At 66.6% G+C, this 19383-nt stretch carries 16 protein-coding genes; 5 read left to right on the forward strand and 11 right to left on the reverse strand.

Annotated features, from left to right (window positions below; all coding sequences use genetic code 11):
- Window positions 1–77: 77 nt before the first annotated feature.
- Window positions 78–1859, reverse strand: coding sequence for a DUF885 domain-containing protein (locus AC1RQG_RS20420; RefSeq protein ID WP_493134036.1), 1782 nt, complete (start codon window positions 1857–1859; stop codon window positions 78–80).
- 227 nt (window positions 1860–2086) lie between these two features.
- On the opposite strand from AC1RQG_RS20420, the gene AC1RQG_RS20425 reads away from it, so the two are divergent.
- Both AC1RQG_RS20425 and AC1RQG_RS20430 read left to right on the forward strand, forming a co-directional pair.
- Complete coding sequence (locus tag AC1RQG_RS20425; protein WP_493134038.1) at window positions 2087–3178, forward strand: branched-chain amino acid aminotransferase; 1092 nt, start codon at window positions 2087–2089, stop codon at window positions 3176–3178.
- A 113-nt stretch (window positions 3179–3291) separates the two neighbouring features.
- Window positions 3292–3855 (forward strand): hypothetical protein, encoded by a 564-nt coding sequence (locus AC1RQG_RS20430; protein ID WP_493134039.1) that lies wholly within the window; start codon window positions 3292–3294, stop codon window positions 3853–3855.
- A gap of 125 nt (window positions 3856–3980) precedes the next feature.
- Here AC1RQG_RS20430 and ssb read toward each other — a convergent pair whose 3' ends face one another.
- The gene (ssb, locus tag AC1RQG_RS20435; protein WP_493134041.1) at window positions 3981–4478 is read right to left on the reverse strand and encodes a single-stranded DNA-binding protein; all 498 of its coding nucleotides are present in this window, start codon (window positions 4476–4478) and stop codon (window positions 3981–3983) included.
- 364 nt (window positions 4479–4842) lie between these two features.
- Here ssb and uvrA point away from each other — a divergent pair, with 364 nt between their 5' ends.
- On the forward strand, window positions 4843–7689 hold the full coding sequence (gene uvrA / locus AC1RQG_RS20440) for an excinuclease ABC subunit UvrA (protein WP_493134043.1): 2847 nt from the start codon (window positions 4843–4845) through the stop codon (window positions 7687–7689).
- 99 nt (window positions 7690–7788) lie between these two features.
- Here uvrA and AC1RQG_RS20445 read toward each other — a convergent pair whose 3' ends face one another.
- From AC1RQG_RS20445 to AC1RQG_RS20460, 4 genes are all read right to left on the reverse strand, one after another.
- Entirely contained in the window at window positions 7789–8400 is a 612-nt protein-coding gene (locus AC1RQG_RS20445) for a 2-hydroxychromene-2-carboxylate isomerase (protein WP_493134045.1), read from the reverse strand.
- A complete protein-coding gene (locus tag AC1RQG_RS20450; protein ID WP_493134047.1) occupies window positions 8390–8518 on the reverse strand; it encodes a hypothetical protein in 129 nt (42 codons plus the stop codon). Before AC1RQG_RS20450 ends, AC1RQG_RS20445 begins: the two co-directional genes overlap by 11 nt.
- Window positions 8519–8591: 73 nt before the next feature.
- Complete coding sequence (locus AC1RQG_RS20455) at window positions 8592–9206, reverse strand: TetR/AcrR family transcriptional regulator (RefSeq protein WP_493134049.1); 615 nt, start codon at window positions 9204–9206, stop codon at window positions 8592–8594.
- Between the two features lie 118 nt (window positions 9207–9324).
- Complete coding sequence (locus tag AC1RQG_RS20460; protein ID WP_493134051.1) at window positions 9325–11178, reverse strand: phosphoenolpyruvate carboxykinase (GTP); 1854 nt, start codon at window positions 11176–11178, stop codon at window positions 9325–9327.
- 374 nt (window positions 11179–11552) lie between these two features.
- Here AC1RQG_RS20460 and AC1RQG_RS20465 point away from each other — a divergent pair, with 374 nt between their 5' ends.
- On the forward strand, window positions 11553–12554 hold the full coding sequence (locus tag AC1RQG_RS20465; RefSeq protein WP_493134053.1) for a D-2-hydroxyacid dehydrogenase family protein: 1002 nt from the start codon (window positions 11553–11555) through the stop codon (window positions 12552–12554).
- A 4-nt stretch (window positions 12555–12558) separates the two neighbouring features.
- On the opposite strand, the gene AC1RQG_RS20470 is transcribed toward AC1RQG_RS20465, so the two are convergent.
- Window positions 12559–13314, reverse strand: a complete 756-nt coding sequence (locus AC1RQG_RS20470; protein ID WP_493134055.1) for an L-asparaginase — start codon at window positions 13312–13314, stop codon at window positions 12559–12561.
- A 207-nt stretch (window positions 13315–13521) separates the two neighbouring features.
- Between AC1RQG_RS20470 and AC1RQG_RS20475 the strand changes: the two genes are divergently transcribed.
- Window positions 13522–14007, forward strand: a complete 486-nt coding sequence (locus AC1RQG_RS20475; RefSeq protein WP_493134057.1) for an asparaginase domain-containing protein — start codon at window positions 13522–13524, stop codon at window positions 14005–14007.
- 85 nt (window positions 14008–14092) lie between these two features.
- Here the strand turns inward: AC1RQG_RS20475 and AC1RQG_RS20480 are convergent, their stop codons facing one another.
- From AC1RQG_RS20480 to AC1RQG_RS20495, 4 genes are all read right to left on the reverse strand, one after another.
- Window positions 14093–14989, reverse strand: coding sequence for a recombination-associated protein RdgC (locus AC1RQG_RS20480; protein WP_493134059.1), 897 nt, complete (start codon window positions 14987–14989; stop codon window positions 14093–14095).
- Window positions 14990–15088: 99 nt separating this feature from the next.
- Window positions 15089–16723 carry a 3-(methylthio)propionyl-CoA ligase gene (locus tag AC1RQG_RS20485; RefSeq protein WP_493134061.1) on the reverse strand — a complete coding sequence of 545 codons (1635 nt, stop codon included), beginning with the start codon at window positions 16721–16723 and terminating at the stop codon, window positions 15089–15091.
- On the reverse strand, window positions 16674–16976 hold the full coding sequence (locus AC1RQG_RS20490) for a hypothetical protein (protein WP_493134063.1): 303 nt from the start codon (window positions 16974–16976) through the stop codon (window positions 16674–16676). The genes AC1RQG_RS20485 and AC1RQG_RS20490 overlap by 50 nt, the downstream gene beginning before the upstream one ends.
- Window positions 16977–16995: 19 nt before the next feature.
- Complete coding sequence (locus AC1RQG_RS20495; protein WP_493134065.1) at window positions 16996–19377, reverse strand: efflux RND transporter permease subunit; 2382 nt, start codon at window positions 19375–19377, stop codon at window positions 16996–16998.
- Window positions 19378–19383 lie beyond the last annotated feature (6 nt).

The following is a 19383-nucleotide window of genomic DNA, read 5'->3' on the forward strand; positions in this document are numbered from 1 at the left end:
CCGTTGCCGGGGCGCCGCTGTCGGCGCTGTCTTGGCCCGGCCGCCTCGCACGGCGCCGGACGAGGAAGGCGGAACGCTCAGGCCCGTTGCTGTGCCGCGACCCAGGCTTTGACGCGCGCCTCCAGCACATCCATCGGCAAGGCGCCGGCGCCCAGCACCTCGTCGTGGAAGGCGCGGATGTCGAACTTGGCGCCCAGTTGCCGACGCGCATAGTCGCGCAGTTCCAGGATCTTCAGCTGGCCGATCTTGTAGCCGAGCGCCTGGGCCGGCCACACGATGTAGCGGTCGGTCTCGCTTTGCACGTCCACCTCCTCGATGCCGGAGTGGGCATGGAAGAAGTCGACCACCTGCTGGCGGTTCCACTGTTTATAGTGCAGGCCGGTATCGACCACCAGCCGGATGGCGCGCAGCATCTCGTCCTGCAAATGGCCGTAGTAGCTGTACGGATCGCTGTAGAAGCCCAGCTCCTCGCCCAGCCGCTCGGCGTACAGGGCCCAGCCTTCCGTGTAGGCCGTGTAGTTCGGCTGCTGGCGGAACGCGGGCAGGCCCTGCAATTCCTGGGCGATGGCGATCTGCATGTGGTGGCCCGGCACGCCCTCGTGCAGGGCCGTGGTCTCCACGTCGATCAGCGAGCGCTTGGCGAACTCGCCCGTGTTGACCATCACCCGGCCGGGCCGGCTGCCGTCCGGCGTGCCCAGGTTGTAGGACGCGGCGGCCGCGCCCTCCTCGCGGAACTGCTCGACCGGCATGATCTTGACCTTGGCCTTGGGCAGCAACCCGAACTGCTGGGGCAGCTTGGCGTACATCTGGTCCGTGTACTTGGTGTACAGGTCCAGCAATTCCTGGCGCGACTTCGGATGCAGGGCCGCGTTGGCGTGGACGGCCGCGTTGAAGCTCTTCAGGTCGGCGTACCCCATCTTCCTGGCCACGCCCAGCATCTGGCCCTCGATGCGGGCCACCTCGGCCAGGCCCAGCTGGTGGATCTGCTCGGGCGTCTGGTCGGTGGTGGTGGCCGAGCGCACCCGGTAGCTGTAGCGGGCCGCGCCGTCCGGCAGCGACCACAGGCCCGGCTCGGTGCGGCCCTGGGGCAGGTAGACGTTCTTCACGAAGGCGGCGAATTTCCGATAGGCGGGCACCACGTCATGCTCGATGGCGGCCAGGATGTCGCGCCGCAGGCGCGCCTGGTCGGCCGCGCTGAAGCTGGCCGGGAGACGCTTCAGCGGTTCCGCGAACGGCGAGGCGGCCGGCGCCATGGCGGCCAGGTCGTCGCACTGGCGCGCGATCTTGGGGATCAGGAACTGGGGCGGCATCAGGTGGTCGTGCATGCCGTTCTGCATCTGGATGGTGGTGTCGGCGAACGCGCGCGGCAAGGCGCGCAGCCGGGCCAGGTAATCATCGTAATCCTTGACCGTGTCGAAGGCCAGCGCCGACACCAGCTGCGGCGCGTCGATGTGGATGCCGGAATTCTGCAGCACCGGCATTTCCCATTCCTTGAAGCGGGCGCCGTCCAGGTTCAGGCGCAGCGAGCGCACCATCAGCGTCTGGTTCAGCTGTTCCTGCTCGGGGAAGCCGCTGGTGTCGATGGCCTCGAAGCGGCGCAGGAAGTCGGCGCTGGCGCGGATGTCGGCGTCGATGGCGGCCTGGGAGAAGTCCGTCAGGCGGTCGTTGTAGCGCTTGTCGCCCAGCATCGAGGCCCACTCGGGGTTGGTGCGCATGGTGTAATCCCACTGCTCCTTGATCAGGCTGTCGAGCTGCTGGCGGCGCGCGGCCAGGTCGGGCGCGGCGGCGCCGGCATGGGCCACGCCCATCACGAGGGATAACAGCAGCGCGCTGGCGCCGCTACGGGAAGTCAGAGTCATGGTGGCCTGTCCGTGGAAAAGTGGTGGAGGCTGCAATGTAGACGGACTGGCCACGGCCGGCACGCGGAATGTGACAGACTGTTGAAATCCGGGCATGAATTGCAAACCAGCACGACAGGGCGGGGCCGGCCCGGCGGCAATTCTTGGTATGATGGGGGACGCCCACGCGCAGCGTGGACACCGAATCGTGCATTTCCCCCTCCAGACTCTTAGACGACACCGACACCGTGAATACGCCCAATCTGACCATCACGCCCTCCACCCACCGCCTGAGCGACGCCGAGCGCGCCAAGCTGATCAGCAACCCCGGCTTCGGCCGCATCTTCACCGACCACATGGTGGTGATCCCCTACCGCGACGGCGCCTGGCAGAAAGGCGAACTGAAGGCCTACGGCCCCCTGAACCTGGATCCCTCGTGCTCGGCGCTGCACTACGGCCAGGCCATCTTCGAAGGCTTCAAGGCCTTCTCGCAGCCCGACGGCAGCGTCAAGACCTTCCGTCCCGAGGCCAACGCCGAGCGCTTCAACCGCAGCGCGGCCCGGCTGGCCATGCCGGCCCTGCCGCCGGCCCTGTTCATGGAGGCGGCCGACGCCCTGATCAACATCGACGCGGCCTGGGTGCCGAAGGCCGTGGGCGAGAGCCTGTACCTGCGGCCGCTGATGTTCGCCACCGACCCGTTCCTGGGCGTGCGCCCCGGCAATGAATACCTGTTCGTGCTGTTCGCCTCGCCGGCCGGCGCCTACTTCCCGCAAGGCGTGAAGCCGGTCACCGTGTGGATCAGCGAAGACTACGTGCGCGCCGCCCCCGGCGGCACCGGCGAAGCCAAGTGCGCCGGCAACTACGCGGCCAGTCTGGCGGCCCAGTCGCAGGCCCAGGCCAAGGGTTGCGACCAGGTGGTGTGGCTGGACGCCGTGCACCGCGAGTACATCGAGGAGATGGGTGGCATGAACCTGTTCTTCGTGTACAAGGAAGACGGCAAGACCGTGCTGGTGACGCCGGAACTGACCGGCACCCTGCTGCCCGGCATCACCCGCCGCAGCCTGCTGGAACTGGCCGCCGACCTGGGCTTCAAGGCCGAGGAGCGCAAGCTCACCGTGCAGCAATGGCGCGACGACGTGGCCGCCGGCCGCATGACCGAAGCGTTCGCGTGCGGCACGGCCGCCGTGATCACGCCGGTGGGCACGGTCAAGGCCAACGGTTTCGAGATGACCATCAACAACGGCCAGAACGGCCCCGTCACCCTGGCCCTGCGCGACGCCCTGCTCGGCATCCAGCACGGCACGGCCGCCGACACCCACCACTGGATGCACGCCATCTAAGACGCCACCGCCCCACCGCGGGGTGGGCGACGAAAACGGCTGGCCATGCGCCAGCCGTTTTTTTTCGGCGCGCATAGTATGATGGGAAATCGCCATCCGCCGCCGCCCGCACCATGAACGACGCCCAATTCGACCGCCTGCACGACAAGATCGACGCCTACACGCTGGAGGTCGACCGCTTTCATGGCGACGTGGCGGACCTGACCAAACAGGTGGCCAACTGCGACCGGCTGGTCAAGCTGGCCAACGCCAGCCTGGGCCAGATCGACGAGAGGATCGCCGAGGCGGTGCGGGTCGGCGCCGAGGCGCGGCAGACGGCCGACGCGGCCGGCGAGCAAGCCAGCGCGGCGGCCACGGTGGCCGTCAACGCCGCCGTCGGCGAGCTGGTGGGCGCCATGCGCGAGGCCACGACGGCCGCGCGCGATGCCGGCGCGTCGCTGGACATACGGCGCTTCAAGACCGGCGCCTGGATCGCGCTGTACGCCGCCATCACCGTGCTGTGCTGCGTGGCCACCGCCTACATCACCAGCCGCGCCCTGCGCGGCAACGCGCTCACCCCCGAGCAGGTCCAGTACATCGAACTGGGCAAGGCGCATCAAACCTTGCTGGGCAACGCCACCGACAAGGAACTGAAACTGATGACGGCGATACGCAACCGCCCGCCCAAGGCGAAATAGGGCAAGCGCCCCGCACGCGCACGGGGCGCTGGTCCTGCAACCATCGTCACGCCTTGGGATGCGAAAAAGCCCCGCGACTTCGATGAGTCACGGGGCTTTCTTTATGATCCGCGAGGAGGTGTGCCTCAGAACGGAATGTCGTCGTCCATGTCGGAGAAGTTCGGCGCCGGCTTCGGTGCCGGACGCGGCGCGGGCGCGGCCATCTGCGGACGCGGGGCCGGTGCCGGGCGGGCCGGTGGGGCGTCGTAGCCGCCGCCGTCGTCCATCGCGTCGCCGGCGCCCATGCCCTGGCGGCCACCGAGCATCTGCATCTGCTCGGCGATGATGTCGGTCGCGTACTTCTCCACGCCGTCCTTGTCGGTGTATTTACGGGTCTGCAGGCGGCCTTCCACGTAGACCGACGAACCTTTCTTCAGGTACTGGCCGACGATCTCGGCCAGACGGCCGAAGAAGGAAATGCGGTGCCATTCCGTCAGCTCTTTCTGCTCGCCCGTGTTGCGGTCTTTCGAACGGTACGAGGTGGCCACGGCGATGTTGGCGATCGCGTCACCGCTGGGCATGTAGCGAATTTCCGGATCACGGCCCAGATTGCCGACGATGATGACTTTGTTGACTGATGCCATGAATAAAACTCCTGAATAACAGCCGCTGCTGCAAGCGGTGGAATGTTTTGTGAAACCAAACGGCGATTATATGCCAAGCCGCCAGCGCGAGGCCAAGCAATTCTCACCCCGCCGGCCGGCCCACGGGAGCACGACTTTTTTCGTGTCACCGTTGAAACAAGCGATGCCGATACTGTTATTATATACAGTATTTAAACCTCAACCTTTAGCGCTGTATCAATTCCGCCGCATCCGGCGCCCCGGCCCGGCCGGCGCCGCCCGCCGGCGCGCAAGCGGAAACCCGGCTATAGTACTAGGTTGACCCGTTAGTTCCGGATCCGGACGCGCGCCGGCCCCGCACCACTCACTGAAAGCAAGCCTCGACATGGAACAGATCCGCATCCGCGGCGCACGCACGCACAACCTCAAGAACATCAATCTCGACCTGCCGCGCAACCAGCTGATCGTCATCACCGGCCTGTCCGGCTCGGGCAAGTCCTCGCTCGCGTTCGACACGCTGTACGCCGAGGGCCAGCGCCGCTACGTGGAATCGCTGTCGGCCTACGCGCGCCAGTTCCTGCAGCTGATGGAGAAGCCGGACGTGGACTTGATCGAGGGCTTGTCGCCGGCCATCTCGATCGAGCAGAAGGCCACCTCGCACAACCCGCGCTCGACCGTGGGCACGGTGACGGAAATCCACGACTACCTGCGCCTGCTGTACGCGCGCGTGGGCACGCCCTACTGCCCGGACCACCCGGAACAGCCGCTGGCAGCCCAGTCCGTGTCGCAGATGGTGGACGCCGTGCTGGCCATGCCCGAGGGCACCAAGCTGATGATCCTGGCGCCGGTGGTGGCCAACCGCAAGGGTGAGCACGCCGACCTGTTCGAGCAGATGCAGGCCCAGGGCTTCGTGCGCTTCCGCGTGCAGAGCGGCACCCACGAGGCCAAGATCCATGAGGTCGACAACCTGCCCAAGCTGAAAAAGACGGAGAAGCACACGATCGACGTGGTGATCGACCGCGTGAAGGTGAACGCCGAGCTCAAGCAGCGGCTGGCCGAGAGCTTCGAGACGGCGCTGCGCCTGGCCGACGGCCGCGCCGTGGCGCTGGAGATGGACAGCGGCCACGAGCACGTCTACTCCAACAAGTTCGCCTGCAACGTGTGCGGCTACTCGCTGCAGGAACTGGAGCCGCGCCTGTTCTCGTTCAACAATCCGATGGGCGCCTGCCCCGAGTGCGACGGCCTGGGCCACATCGAATTCTTCGACCCCAAGCGCATCGTCGCCTTCCCCAACCTGTCGCTGGCCTCGGGCGCCGTCAAGGGCTGGGACCGCCGCAACCAGTTCTATTTCCAGATGCTGTCCAACCTGGCCGCGTTCTACGAGTTCGACCTCGACCAGCCGTTCGAGCAACTGCCGGCGGCGGCCCAGCAGGTGATCCTGCACGGCTCGGGCAAGCAGCAGATCCCGTTCGCCTACGTCAACGAGCGCGGCCGCACCGTGATCAAGGAGCACACCTTCGAGGGCGTGGTCACCAACCTCGCGCGGCGCTACCGCGAGACGGACTCGATGGCCGTCAAGGAGGAGCTGGCCAAGTTCATCAACGAGAAGAAATGCCCGTCCTGCCACGGCGCGCGCCTGCGCGTGGAGGCGCGTTACGTCAAGGTCGGCAGCGGCAAGCAGGAAAAGGCCATCTACGAGATCGCGGAGAAACCGCTGCGCGAAACCCTGTCGTTCTTCGAGCAACTGAAGCTGAAGGGCGCCAAGAAGGACATCGCCGACCGCGTGATCAAGGAGATCGTCTCGCGCCTGAAGTTCCTCAACAACGTGGGCCTCGACTACCTGTCGCTCGACCGCAGCGCCGACACGCTGTCGGGCGGCGAGGCGCAGCGCATCCGGCTCGCCTCGCAGATCGGCTCCGGCCTGACGGGCGTGATGTACGTGCTCGACGAGCCGTCGATCGGCCTGCACCAGCGCGACAACGACCGCCTGATCGACACCCTCAGGCACCTGCGCGACATCGGCAACAGCGTGCTGGTGGTCGAGCACGACGAGGACGCCATCCGCACGGCCGACTTCATCGTCGACATGGGCAAGGGCGCCGGCGTGCACGGCGGCGACGTGATCGCGCAAGGCACGCTGAAGGACATCCTGAAGAACAAGCAATCGCTGACGGCCCAGTACCTGAACGGCACGCTCAAGATCGCCGTGCCGGCCAAGCGCCACGCGGCCGATCCCGACCGCCAGCTGGTCATCACCGGCGCCACCGGCAACAACCTGAAAGGCGTCACGCTGAACCTGCCGGTCGGCCTGATGACATGCGTGACGGGCGTGTCCGGCTCCGGCAAGTCCTCGCTGATCAACGACACGCTGTACCCGGCCCTGTCGCGCCACCTGTACGGCTCGCAGACGGAACCGTCGCCGCACGACAGCATCAGCGGCCTCGAACATTTCGACAAGGTGATCGCCGTCGACCAGGCCCCGATCGGCCGCACGCCGCGCTCGAATCCGGCCACCTACACCGGCCTGTTCACGCCGATCCGCGACCTGTTCGCCACCGTGCCGATGGCCAAGGAGCGCGGCTACAGCGCGGGCCGCTTCTCGTTCAACGTCAAGGGCGGGCGCTGCGAGGCGTGCCAGGGCGACGGCGTGATCAAGGTCGAGATGCACTTCCTGCCCGACGTGTATGTGCCGTGCGACGTCTGCCACGGCAAGCGCTACAACCGCGAAACGCTGGAGGTCCATTACAAGGGCAAGAGCATCACGGAAATCCTCGACATGACGGTGGAGGACGCGCACGAATTCTTCAAGCCGGTGCCGCTGATCGCGCGCAAGCTGCACACGCTGCTGGACGTGGGCCTCGGCTACATCAAGCTGGGGCAGAGCGCCACCACGCTGTCGGGCGGCGAGGCGCAGCGTGTCAAGCTGTCGCTGGAACTGTCCAAGCGCGACACGGGCCGCACGCTGTACATCCTGGACGAACCGACCACCGGCCTGCACTTCCACGACATCGACCTGCTGCTGAAGGTGATCCACCGCCTGCGCGACCAGGGCAACACGCTGGTCATCATCGAGCACAACCTCGACGTGATCAAGACGGCCGACTGGATCGTGGACCTGGGGCCGGAAGGCGGCGCCGGCGGCGGCCAGATCATCGCCAGCGGCACGCCGGAGGAAGTGGCCGCCAACCCGGCCAGCGTGACCGGCAAGTACCTGAAGCCGCTGCTCAAATAACCCCGACGGGGTCAGGTCCAACATTCGTGCACGTTCCCAGCAGTAGACCCGCCGCTACTGCTGAGCCCGTGTATGATGGTTGGCACTGACCCCGAAGGTTCACGCCGCCTTGCGCTCCGCGCACAACGCCAGCTCCAGCTGTGCGAGCCGGTCGAAGCCCCAGTACGGTTCGCCATCGGCGAACATGAACGGCACGCCGAACACGCCCTTGGCGATCGCCTCCTCGCTGCCCTGCTTGAAGGCGGCCTTGACCTGCTCATCCTCCAACGCGACCAGCAACGCGGCGCGCTCCACGCCCAGGCCGCCGGCGATGCCGGCCAGCACCTCCGGGTCGTCGATATCCACGCCATCGCTGAACCAGGCGGTGAGGCAGGTGCGCGCGAACGCGGCGGCCGTGTCCTCGCCATGGGTGGCGGCCAGCCACGTCATGGCCCGGCCCGGCGCCAGCAACAGCTTGGGAAAGCCGGGCGGCCAGCGGAACGGGATGCCGGCCAGCCGCGCGCTGCGCGCCACATCGTGCTGGATGTACTGCCATTTCATCGGCAAAAATGGCAGCAACTGGGTGCCGGCCGCCTTGCTCAGCGCCGTCATCAGCACCGGCTTCCAACGCACCTTGCGTCCATGGGCGGCGGCCAGCCGCTCGATGCGGGTTGAGGCCAGATAGGCGTAGGGCGAAACAAAATCAAAATAGAAATCGATGTCAGTGCTCATGGTCAGTCTCCAGGGAAAAGTCGTCGTTACTATCGGGAAGGGAACGCAACAGCGCCACCAGGCCAACGGGCCACGCCAGGTAGAGCGCCCCGGGGACAAGCAACAGCAGGAAACGCATGTCAACCTCCTTTTTCGCACACCTGTGCGAAATTAAAGCGAAAAAACGGCCGGGCGCCACCCCGGCCCGCCGGCTAGCCCTCGTTGAAACTCTTGTAGGTGGAAATGAGCCGGTTGAAGGCACGCTGCGCGTGGCGCAGCGCCGAGTCGTCATGCAGAAAACGGGTATCGTGCAGCAAGCCCACGATCAGGCTGTAGATCTCGTACACCAGTTGCCCGGGATCCGTGTCGGGCCGCAACTGCCCGGCCTCCATGGCCTGGACTATGGTCTTGCGCAGCGACGCGCGCCACACCAGCGCGCCCTTGGCCAGCCGGTCGCGCAGCGGGCCGGGCTGGTCGTCGAACTCGAAGGCGCCGGCCGTGTACAGGCAGGAATGGAGCACCACGCCGTCGCAGATGCGGCGCATCCAGTTGCCCACGATGGCCGTCAAACGCGGCAGGCCGCGCGGCAGTTGCAGCGTGGGCAGGAAGATCTCGGCCGCGAAGCGGCGGTCGTACTCGTCGAGCACCGCCTCCTGCAGCGCCTCCAGCGAACCGACGCGCGAGAACACGCCGCTCTTGCTGATGCCGGTGCGCTTGGCGATCTCGCCCAGCGACAACTTGCCGATGCCTTCGGCGGCCGCCATCGCGCACGCGGCCGCGACGATGGCGGCAAAGGTGGCTTCGCTCTTGGCGGTCATGGTATCCATGCGCAGAAGTTTAGCACACCCGTGCGAAATCACAGAGAAAAAAAACCGGGGTCAGGTCATGAGATAGCGCAACTTGCGCAATTTCATGACCTGACCCCGGTTTAGCTCAATCGCCGGCTCAGCCGTTCAGGCGCTGCTCCAGCTTGGCCATGTTGTCCTTCAGCTCTTGCGGCAGGTGGTAGGCCAGCTTCTCGAACAGTTCGGCGTGCAGCTTCAGCTCTTCGCGCCATGCGTCCTTGTCGATCGAGGTGATGGTCTCGAACTCCTCCGGCGAGAACGGCAGGCCGTCCCAGTGGATGTCGCCGAAGCGCGGGGTCATGCCGAACAGGTTCTCGACGCCGCCGGCCTGGCCTTCCAGACGCTCCAGCATCCATTTCAGCACGCGCATGTTGTCGCCGAAACCAGGCCACACGAAGTGGCCCTGCTCGTCGGTGCGGAACCAGTTCACGCAGTAGATCTTCGGCGCGGTCGCGCCCAGCTTGGCGCCCATGTCCAGCCAGTGCTGGAAGTAGTCGCTCATGTTGTAACCCATGAACGGCAGCATGGCGAACGGGTCGCGACGCACCACGCCCATCTGGCCGGCGGCGGCGGCGGTCGTCTCCGAACCCATGGTGGCGGCCATGTACACGCCTTCGATCCAGTTACGCGCTTCCGTCACCAGCGGCACGGTGGTCGAACGGCGGCCGCCGAAGATGAAGGCCGAGATCGGCACGCCGGCGGGATCGTCCCAGGCCGGGTCGATCACGGGGTTCTGCGTCGACGCCACGGTGAAGCGGGCGTTCGGGTGGGCGGCCTTGGTGCCGGAGGCCGGCGTCCAGTCCTTGCCCTGCCAGTCGATCAGGTGCGCCGGCGCTTCCTTGGTCAGGCCCTCCCACCACACGTCGCCGTCGTCGGTCAGCGCGACGTTGGTGAAGATGGTGTTCTCGTGCAGGCAGGCCATGCAGTTCGAGTTGGTCTTGGTGTTGGTGCCGGGGGCCACGCCGAAGTAGCCCGCTTCCGGGTTGATCGCGTACAGGCGGCCGTCGGCGCCCGGTTTGATCCAGGCGATGTCGTCGCCGATGGTGGTCACTTTCCAGCCCTTGAAGGTGGCCGGCGGGATCATCATCGAGAAGTTGGTCTTGCCGCAGGCCGACGGGAAGGCGGCCGCCACGTAGTGCTTCTTGCCTTCCGGCGATTCCACGCCCAGGATCAGCATGTGCTCGGCCAGCCAGCCGTGGCCGCCGGCCTTGGCTTCCTTGTGGCCCATGTTGGAGGCGATGCGCAGCGCGAAGCATTTCTTGCCCAGCAGCGCGTTGCCGCCGTAGCCGGAGCCGAACGACCAGATCTCGCGCGTCTCAGGGAAGTGCACGATGTACTTGGTGGCGTTGCATGGCCATGCCACGTCCTGCTGGCCGGCCTTGAGCGGCGCGCCCACGCTGTGCACGCACGGCACGAAGGCGCCGTCTTCGCCCAGCACGTCGTACACGGCGCGGCCCATGCGGGTCATCACCTTCATGTTGACGGCCACGTAGGGCGAGTCGGACAGTTCCACGCCGATGTGGGCGATCGGCGAACCGAGCGGACCCATCGAGAACGGGATCACGTACATGGTGCGGCCCGCCATGCAGCCGTCGAACAGGCCGTTCAGGGTGCCGCGCATCTCGGCCGGTTCCATCCAGTTGTTGGTGGGGCCGGCTTCTTCCTTGGTGGCCGAGCAGATGAAGGTGCGGTCTTCCACGCGCGCCACGTCGGTCGGGTCCGAGCAGGCCAGGTAGGAGTTCGGGCGCTTGTCCTGGCTCAGGCGTTTCATGGTGCCGGCGGCCACCATCTCGGCGCACAGGCGGTCGTATTCCTCTTGCGAGCCGTCGCACCAGTAGATACGATCGGGTTTGGTCAGGGCGGCCACATCAGCCACCCAATTGATCAGTTTTTGCTGCTTGATGTAAGCTGGGACGTTCAATGCAGCAACGCCACCCATAACGGGCTGATTCATAGTACCTCCAATGCCAATAAAAGAATTCTGGTCTAGTCCCGGCAGGCAGGATCGTCGTCAGCCGCGCGCGCTCGTAGCGCGCGCCTTGCGCCGGGAAACCATGACGATGGTTGGCCATGTTCCGGCGGAGTCGGCGGTCATGTCGCGCGCCCCGCGCCGGCGGAGCACGCAGCCCAATCATGTGCCTGGGCTGATGGAACGTGTTGCGCGGACTCGCTGCCCGAGCCCGAAAATTAGTGGGCGATTGTACACCCGTCCACCCCGCTTTCCGACAAAAATGTAGGAGTAATTGTTGAGCAAAGTAGTAAGCTATTCCGGAAATCCATAAAGATGTTGTTTCGCTACGAAATCCACCACAAGATCGGCCAACTTCCATGAAAATCGCAATTCTCGACGATTACCAGAACGCCACGCCCAGCCTGGAATGCTTCAAGCTGCTCGATGGCCATGATGTCAAAATCTTCAATAATTCGGCGCGCGGATTGGGCCAGCTGGCGATCCGCCTGGCCCCGTTCGACGCGCTGGTGCTGATCCGCGAACGCACGCCGCTGAACGCCGCGCTGCTGGCCAGGCTGCCCAACCTGAAGCTGATCTCGCAGACCGGCAAGGTGGCCGGCCACATCGACGTGGCGGCCGCCACCGCGCGCGGCGTCGCCATCGCCGAAGGCGTCGGTTCGCCCACGGCGCCGGCCGAACTGACGTGGGCGCTGATCATGGCGGCCTCGCGCAAGATCGTGCCCTACGCCGCCAACCTCAAGGACGGGCTGTGGCAGACGGCCTCCGTCAACCCGGCCCTGAACACGCTGGGCACGGTGCTCAAGGGGCGCACGCTGGCCATCTGGGGCTACGGCAAGATCGGCCAGCTGGTGGCCGGCTATGGCCGCGCGTTCGGGATGCGGGTGCTGGTCTGGGGGAGCGAGGCCAGCCGCGAGGCGGCCGTGCGCGACGGCAACGAGGCGGCCGCCAGCCGCGAGCGCTTCTTCGAGCAGGCCGACGTGCTGAGCCTGCACCTGCGCCTGAACGACGCCACGCGCGGCATCGTCACGGCCGCCGACCTGGCGCGCATGAAACCGAGCGCGCTGTTCGTCAACACCAGCCGCGCCGAGCTGGTGCAGCCGGAGGCGCTGGAACAGGCGCTGCCGCAGGGCCGGCCCGGCTACGCCGCGCTCGACGTGTTCACCGACGAACCGCTGCCGGCCAGCCACCCGCTGCTGCGCATGCCGGTGGTGCTGGCCACGCCCCACCTGGGCTACGTGGAGCGCGACAGTTACGAGCTGTATTTCCACCATGCGTTCCAGAACGTGGTCGACTTCGCGGCCGGGCGCTGCGAAAAAATCCTCAACCCCGACTACCTGCAACACCTGCGGGCCGGGTGAGCCGCTAGCGGATTTCGGGCCAGTCCGTCAGGTTGATGGCCGGCGCCGGCAGCGCGTGGACCTGGCTCCACAGGCCGGCCCAGCCGGGCGGCCACGGCAGCGCCGGTCCCGTGTACGGCGGCAGCGTGGCCCGCACCGGCACCACCGGCACGGGCGGCATGTCGCGCAGCTCGCCGTTGGCCGGACGCTGCATGTCCAGGCTGTACATATAGCCGGGCAGCAAGGCGTCGCACACGGCGGCGAACCAGGCCGTGTGGTCCTCGTCGCGGCCCAGCGCCTGGGCCAGCCCTTGCGGATCGAAGCGGGCCAGCGCGTGGATCAATTCGTCCGTGGTGGCGCCCGGCGTATCGCCCCAGCCCATCACGGGGTTGACGTTGTAGTCGGCGCCCGAGCCATACCAGCCCTCGCGCCACGAGCGCTGCATCCAGTCGCGCTGGCCGGTGAACAGATGCCAGCGCCAGTGCAGGCCGGACGGCTTGGGCCACGAATACAGGTACAGCCGCTGGTAGCCGGCCTGGTGCAGCGCGCGCACCACCGCCATCAGCCGCGCGTGCGGCATGCGGTCGGGCGCGGCGCGCCGGAACAGGATGGCCTCGCCGTCGGCGAACTGCACCTCGTCGCTCGACAGGTTCAGGTCCAGCGTCCGGCTCTCGCTGCCGAAGCGGGCGCTGATCCAGCCCGTCAGCAGGTTGACGGCCGTGATGACGCCGTAGCCGCGGTGGCGGTGGAAGATGACGGTGCCGGGAGCAAGGGTTTTCATGGCAGGAAGGCAAACCAGGGGCAAACAAAGAATCCAGTGTAGTCGCAGTCAGCCCGACTTTCCAGTATGCCGTGAACCGCGACAGACGGTCCATGCCGGGCTGAATTCGGGCGCGGTTCAGGCGCAGTTCCGGCGCGGTTCAGGCGCAGTTCCGGCGCGGTTCAGGTTATCATGCGCCTCATTTCACTGTAGAGGATTTCTCCCACCATGACCTTGCGCATCCTCGCCACCGGCGGCACTTTCGACAAACATTACGACGAACTCAATGGCAAGCTCGGCTTTGGCGACAGCCATGTGCCGGCCCTGCTGGCGCGCTGCCGCCTGACGGTGCCGGTGGCGCTGGAACAATTGCCGCTGATGGACTCGCTCGACATGGTGGACGCCGACCGCGCCCGCATCCTGGCCGCGTGCCAGGCGGCCGACGGGCGCGCCATCGTCATCATCCACGGCACCGACACCATGCCGCAGACGGCCGCCGTGCTGGGCCCGGCCAACCTGGGCAAGACCATCGTGCTGACCGGCGCCATGATCCCCTACGAGATCGCCAATTCGGACGCGCTGTTCAACCTCGGCTTCGCCTGCGGCGTGGCGCAGACGCTGGCGCCGGGCGTGTACGTGGCCATGAACGGCCAGATCTTCGCCTGGGACAACGTGCAGAAGAACCGCGCCGCCGGCGTGTTCCAGCCGCTGTAAGCGCAAAAAAAAACCGGGGTCAGGTCATGCCTTCGCGCATTTTGCGCAATGGCATGACCTGACCCCGGTTTTCAGGCGATAGGGCTCAGGCCTGGGCTTCGCCGCCCAGCGCTTCGACCACGTCGGCCAGCAGCTTGCTCAGCTCGCCCGTCATCAGCATGAAGTCGCCGTCGAAACGCTCGTCGTCGTTGCGGGTCGACGATTCCTTCTCGCTGATCACGTCCAGCGGCTTGACGCTCTTGATGGCCAGCGATTCGGTCAGCACGAAGGAGATCTTGCTGTCCCACGTCATGGCCAGGCGCGTGCACTGCTTGCCGGCCGCGATGTGGCGCCGCACCTCGTCGGCCTCCAGCGTGTGACGCACATAGCGCACGGCGGCCTTGCTCTCGCCCGTGGCGCGCAGTTCCGTGTCCATGTCGACCGTGAAACCGGCCGGGGCGTCGTCCGCCTGCAGCCATTCCGTCATCACGCCCACCGGCGAGCGCTGCACGCGCAAGCTCTCGAGCGGCATGCGGTCGACGGCTTTCAGCAACAGCTTGATCACTTCATCGGCCTTGGCCGGGCTGGCCGCGTCCACCACCAGCCAGCCGTTGACGGGGTCGATCCACGTCCACACGTTGCTGCGGATGGTGAAGGCGCGCGGCAGCAGTTCGTCGGCCACGCGCTCCTTCAGTTCCTTCATCGCTTTCTTGCCGGGCGCGAAACCTTGCGCTTCCTCCATCTCGGCCGCGCGGGCCTTGGCCACCTGGTTGATGACGCTCGAGGGCAGCAATTTCTTTTCCGTGCCCAGCAGGATCAGCATTTGCTTGTTGACCACGTGCACCAGGCCGCCGTTCGGACGGGGACGGTCCCAACCCTGGCGCAGCAGTTCGTTGCTGCTGGCAGGCACGAAGGAATGGGGCGCCAGTGCTGCTTCCAGTTGTTCCGGGGTGTACGCCCAGGGGGCGGGCAGACGGTAGATCTGAAGATTCTTGAACCACATAGGTGTATTTGCCTTGTTTCAGTGTTGCCAGGGGAACGACATTTTACACGCTCGCGCCCCCCGCCGCGCCGGATTTGCGCCGGCGCGGCCGGCGTCCACTCAGGCCGGCAGGCTGTAGTCGCGGAACTGCTCGCGCAACTTCATCTTCTGCAGCTTGCCGGTGGCCGTGTGCGGCAATTCCTCGACGAAGGCGACGTCGTCGGGCAACCACCATTTGGCCACCCGCTCGCCCAGATAGGCCAGCAGGTCCTCGCGCGTGACCTCGTGGCCGGCCTTGCGCACCACCACCAGCAGCGGCCGCTCCTGCCACTTGGGGTGGGCGATGCCGATCACGGCCGCCTCGGCCACGGCCGGGTGGCCGACGGCCGCGTTCTCGAGGTCGATCGACGAGATCCATTCGCCGCCCGACTTGATCACGTCCTTGGCCCGGTCCGTGATGTGCATGTAGCCGTCCGCATCGATGGTGGCCACGTCGCCGGTGTCGAAATAGCCGTTTTCGTCGAGCTGCGCGCCGCCTTCGCCGCGGAAGTACGACGACACCACCCACGGCCCCTTGACCAGCAGGTGGCCGAAGGCCTTGCCGTCGCGCGGCAGGGTGTGGCCGTCGTCGTCGGTGATCTTCATCGTCACGCCGAACGGGTTGCGGCCCTGTTTGGCCTGGATCTTGCGGCGCGCCTCCAGCGGCAGCGCCTCGTGCTTGGGCAGCAGCTTGCACACGGTGCCCAGCGGCGACATCTCCGTCATGCCCCAGGCGTGCATCACGGTGGCGCCGAAGTCCTGCTCGAAGCGCTCGATCATGGACACGGCCGCCGCCGAGCCGCCGATCACGCAATTGCGCAGGCACAGTTCGCGGCGCGGGTCGAGGCCCTCGGTGTCGACGTGGCGGAACAGCATCAGCCACACGGTCGGCACGCCCAGCGCCATGGTCACGCGCTCGTCGCGCATCAGCTCGTAGATGCTCTTGCCGTCCAGCGAAGGGCCGGGCAGCACCAGCTTGGCGCCGCACATGGCGCCCGCGTACGGCATGCCCCACGCGTTCACGTGGAACATCGGCACCACCACCAGCGCCGAATCGGCGCCCGACAGGCCCAGGCTGTCGACGCCGCAGGCCGACATCGAGTGCAGCACGATCGAGCGGTGCGAATACAGCACGCCCTTGGGGTGGCCGGTGGTGCCGGAGGTGTAGCACAGCGAGGCGGCCGTGTTCTCGTCCAGCGCGGGCCAGGCGAACGCCGGCTCGCCGTCCCCGATCAGCTCCTCGTAGCATTGCAGGCGCGGGATGTCGACCTGCGGCATGTGGGCCCGGTCCGTCATGGCGACGAAGGCCTTGACCGTGGGCAGGTGCGGCGCCAGCTCGGCCACCAGCGAAGCGAAGCCGATGTCGAAGAACAGGTACTGGTCTTCCGCGTGGTTGACGATGTACTCGATCTGCTCCTTGAACAGACGCGGGTTGATGGTGTGCAGCACGGCGCCCATGCCCGACACGGCGTAGTACAGCTCCATGTGGCGGTAACCGTTCCAGGCCAGGGTGCCGATGCGGTCGCCCGGCTGCACGCCGAGACGGGTCAGCACATTGGCCATTTGGGCGGCGCGCCGCGCCACCTCGCCGTAGCTGGTGCGGTGCACCGGCCCTTCCGAGGTGCGCGAGACGATTTCGGCCTGCGGGTGGTTGAGGGCCGCGTGTTCAATCAACGACGAGACCAGCAGCGACTGGTGTTGCATTAATCCGAGCATGTACTTCTCCTGAAATCGATGGGTGCGGGTTGTTCGTGGGGTTGTTCGTGGGGTTGTTCGTTTGCTGTGGTGCGTGCAGGGCCTGCGCCAGCACGGCGCGCCGCACGGAAGCGGCATACCAGCGGCCGCTACGCTGGCCTTTGACGCCGCGCTCGTTCAGGTGCACGGCGATCTGGTGAAACGCCGCGCCGCCCGCCCGCAGCGCCAGGATTTCGGCGCGGATGGCGGTGTCGAGCTGCGCGGGCTTGGCCATAAAACAAAGCGGGCGTCGCTTACACTTTCTTCAGCAGGAAGTGCGACAGGGCCGGCACCAGCACCAGCGCGCCCACCATGTTCAGCGCGAACATGAAGGTCAGCAGGATGCCCATGTCGGCCTGGAACTTGATTGGCGACCAGGCCCAGCACACCACACCGGCGGCCAGCGTCACGCCCACCAGCGCCACCACCCTGCCGGTGAACTGCAGCGCGTGGCGATAGGCCTCGTGCAGCGTGTCGCCCTGGCGCTGCTGCGCCAGCTGCACCGACAGCAGGTACAGCGCGTAGTCGACGCCGATGCCGACGCCGAGCGCGATCACGGGCAACGTGGCCACCTTCACGCCCATGCCCAGCATCACCATCAGCGCCTCGCACAGGATGGAGGTCAGCACCAGCGGCAGCACGGCCACCAGCACCGCGCGCCAGCTGCGGAAGGTGAGGAAGCACAGCACGATCACGGCCGCGTACACGTACAGCAGCATCTTGTGGTTGGCCTCGCGCACCACGATGTTGGTGGCCGCCTCGATGCCGGCGCTGCCGGCGGCCAGCAGGAACTGGCGCTCGGCGCCGCTGTGGGCCTGGGCGAAGGCATCGGCGGCGGCCGTCACCCGCTCCAGCGTCTCGGCCTTGTGGTCGGCCAGGTAGGCGATCACCGGCATCAGCGAGCAGTCGCCGTTGAACAGGTCGGGGTTGTTGACGGACGCCTGCTGGGCGCCGTAGTTGAGCACATCCTGGTTGCGCGAGATGGTCAGCCATTTCGGGCTGCCCTCGGAGCTGCCGGCCGTCACCTGGCGCACCGCGTCCACCAGCGACACGGTGGTCTGCACGCCGGGGATCTGCTGCAGCGTCCACGCCAGGCGGTCCGCCTCGACCAGGGTTTCGTATTTGAGACAGCCTTCCTTGGGCGTCTTGACCATCACCGCGAACTGGTCGGACGACAGCGAGTAGTGCTTGGTGATGTAGGCGTTGTCGCGGTTGTAGCGCGACTCGGCGCGCAGCTCGGGCGCGCCCGGATCGAGGTCGCCGATCTTCAGGTGGGTGCTGACGATGAAGCCGCCCACGGCCAGCACCAGCGCCACGGCGATGGCGCCGATGGCCCAGTTGCGCTCGGTGAAGCGCTCCAGCTGATGCCACACGCCGCGCTCGGTGACGTGGGCCTCCTCGCGCAGGCAGCGGCGCGCGGCCGACTTGGACACGCCCACGTAGGACAGCAGCACCGGCAGCAGCAGCAGGTTGGTGAAGATCAGCACGGCCACGCCCAGCGAAGCCGTCATGGCCAGGTCCTTGATGACGGGGATGTCGATCACCATCAGCACGGCGAAGCCGACAGCGTCGGCCAGCAGCGCCGTCAGGCCGGCCAGGAACAGGCGGCGGAAGGTGTAGCGGGCCGCCACCAGCAGGTGCGTGCCGCGCCCCACGTCCTGCATGATGCCGTTCATCTTCTGGGCGCCGTGCGAGACGCCGATGGCGAACACCAGGAACGGCACCAGGATCGAGAACGGATCGAGTTCAAACCCGAGCGCGGCCACCAGCCCCAGTTGCCACACCACGGCCACGATAGAGCAGGCCACCACCAGCGCCGTGGAGCGCACGCAGCGCGTGTAGCCGTAGATGACGAGGGTGGCGATGGCGGCGGCGGCGCCGAAGTACATCACCACCTTGAGCATGCCGGCCAGCAGTTCGCCGATCAACTTGGCGAAACCGACCGTGTGCAGCCTGACCTTGAACGGGCCATGCTCGGCGGCCTGCATCTGCCTGTCGAGCGCGGCCGAGAAGGTTGAGTAGTCAATCAGTTTGCCGGTGGCCGGATCCTTGTCCAGCAACGGCACGAAGATCATGGTGGACTTGAAGTCGTTCGCCACCAGGCTGCCGACGATGCCGGAGCGGGCGATGTTGATCTTCAGCTGTTCCACGCTGCGCGCGCTGCCGTCGTAACTGTCGGGCATCACGGGGCCGCCCTGGAAGCCCTCCTCCGTCACCTCGTTCCAGCGCACGGTGGGGGTCCACATCGACTTCATCCACGCGCGGTCCACGCCCGGCGTGAGGAACAGTTCATCGTTGACGCGCTTGAGCGCCTCCAGGTATTGCGGGTCGAAGATGTCGCCGGTCGGGTTCTCCACCACCACCCGCACCGCGTTGCCCAGGCCGCGCAGGGCGCCCTTGTTGGCCAGGTAGTTCTGGATGTAGGGCTGCGACTGCGGCATCATCTTCTCGAAGCTGGCGTTGAGCTTCAGGCGCGTGGCGCCGCTCCAGGCCAGCGCCAGCGTGACCAGCGCGCACAGCACGATGAACCACACGCGGTGGTTGAACACCAGCCGTTCCAGCCGGTTGCCCGAGCGCTGGTCGAACTGCTCCAGCGTGCGCACCACGGGCATGCTGTCTAGTTGATTGATCCCCATATCCAT

The sequence above is a fragment of the Rugamonas sp. GW822-FHT03B10 genome (assembly GCF_058801745.1).

What these genes read in the sequence shown, in the direction of transcription:
- AC1RQG_RS20460 (WP_493134051.1), bottom strand. Translation starts at nt 11,178, where the DNA reads ATGAATCAGCCCGTTATGGGTGGCGTTGCTGCATTGAACGTCCCAGCT.
- uvrA (WP_493134043.1), top strand. Translation starts at nt 4,843, where the DNA reads ATGGAACAGATCCGCATCCGCGGCGCACGCACGCACAACCTCAAGAAC.
- AC1RQG_RS20485 (WP_493134061.1), bottom strand. Translation starts at nt 16,723, where the DNA reads ATGCTCGGATTAATGCAACACCAGTCGCTGCTGGTCTCGTCGTTGATT.
- AC1RQG_RS20465 (WP_493134053.1), top strand. Translation starts at nt 11,553, where the DNA reads ATGAAAATCGCAATTCTCGACGATTACCAGAACGCCACGCCCAGCCTG.
- AC1RQG_RS20450 (WP_493134047.1), bottom strand. Translation starts at nt 8,518, where the DNA reads ATGCGTTTCCTGCTGTTGCTTGTCCCCGGGGCGCTCTACCTGGCGTGG.
- AC1RQG_RS20475 (WP_493134057.1), top strand. Translation starts at nt 13,522, where the DNA reads ATGACCTTGCGCATCCTCGCCACCGGCGGCACTTTCGACAAACATTAC.
- AC1RQG_RS20420 (WP_493134036.1), bottom strand. Translation starts at nt 1,859, where the DNA reads ATGACTCTGACTTCCCGTAGCGGCGCCAGCGCGCTGCTGTTATCCCTC.
- AC1RQG_RS20490 (WP_493134063.1), bottom strand. Translation starts at nt 16,976, where the DNA reads ATGGCCAAGCCCGCGCAGCTCGACACCGCCATCCGCGCCGAAATCCTG.
- AC1RQG_RS20495 (WP_493134065.1), bottom strand. Translation starts at nt 19,377, where the DNA reads ATGGGGATCAATCAACTAGACAGCATGCCCGTGGTGCGCACGCTGGAG.
- ssb (WP_493134041.1), bottom strand. Translation starts at nt 4,478, where the DNA reads ATGGCATCAGTCAACAAAGTCATCATCGTCGGCAATCTGGGCCGTGAT.
- AC1RQG_RS20470 (WP_493134055.1), bottom strand. Translation starts at nt 13,314, where the DNA reads ATGAAAACCCTTGCTCCCGGCACCGTCATCTTCCACCGCCACCGCGGC.
- AC1RQG_RS20445 (WP_493134045.1), bottom strand. Translation starts at nt 8,400, where the DNA reads ATGAGCACTGACATCGATTTCTATTTTGATTTTGTTTCGCCCTACGCC.
- AC1RQG_RS20480 (WP_493134059.1), bottom strand. Translation starts at nt 14,989, where the DNA reads ATGTGGTTCAAGAATCTTCAGATCTACCGTCTGCCCGCCCCCTGGGCG.
- AC1RQG_RS20455 (WP_493134049.1), bottom strand. Translation starts at nt 9,206, where the DNA reads ATGGATACCATGACCGCCAAGAGCGAAGCCACCTTTGCCGCCATCGTC.
- AC1RQG_RS20430 (WP_493134039.1), top strand. Translation starts at nt 3,292, where the DNA reads ATGAACGACGCCCAATTCGACCGCCTGCACGACAAGATCGACGCCTAC.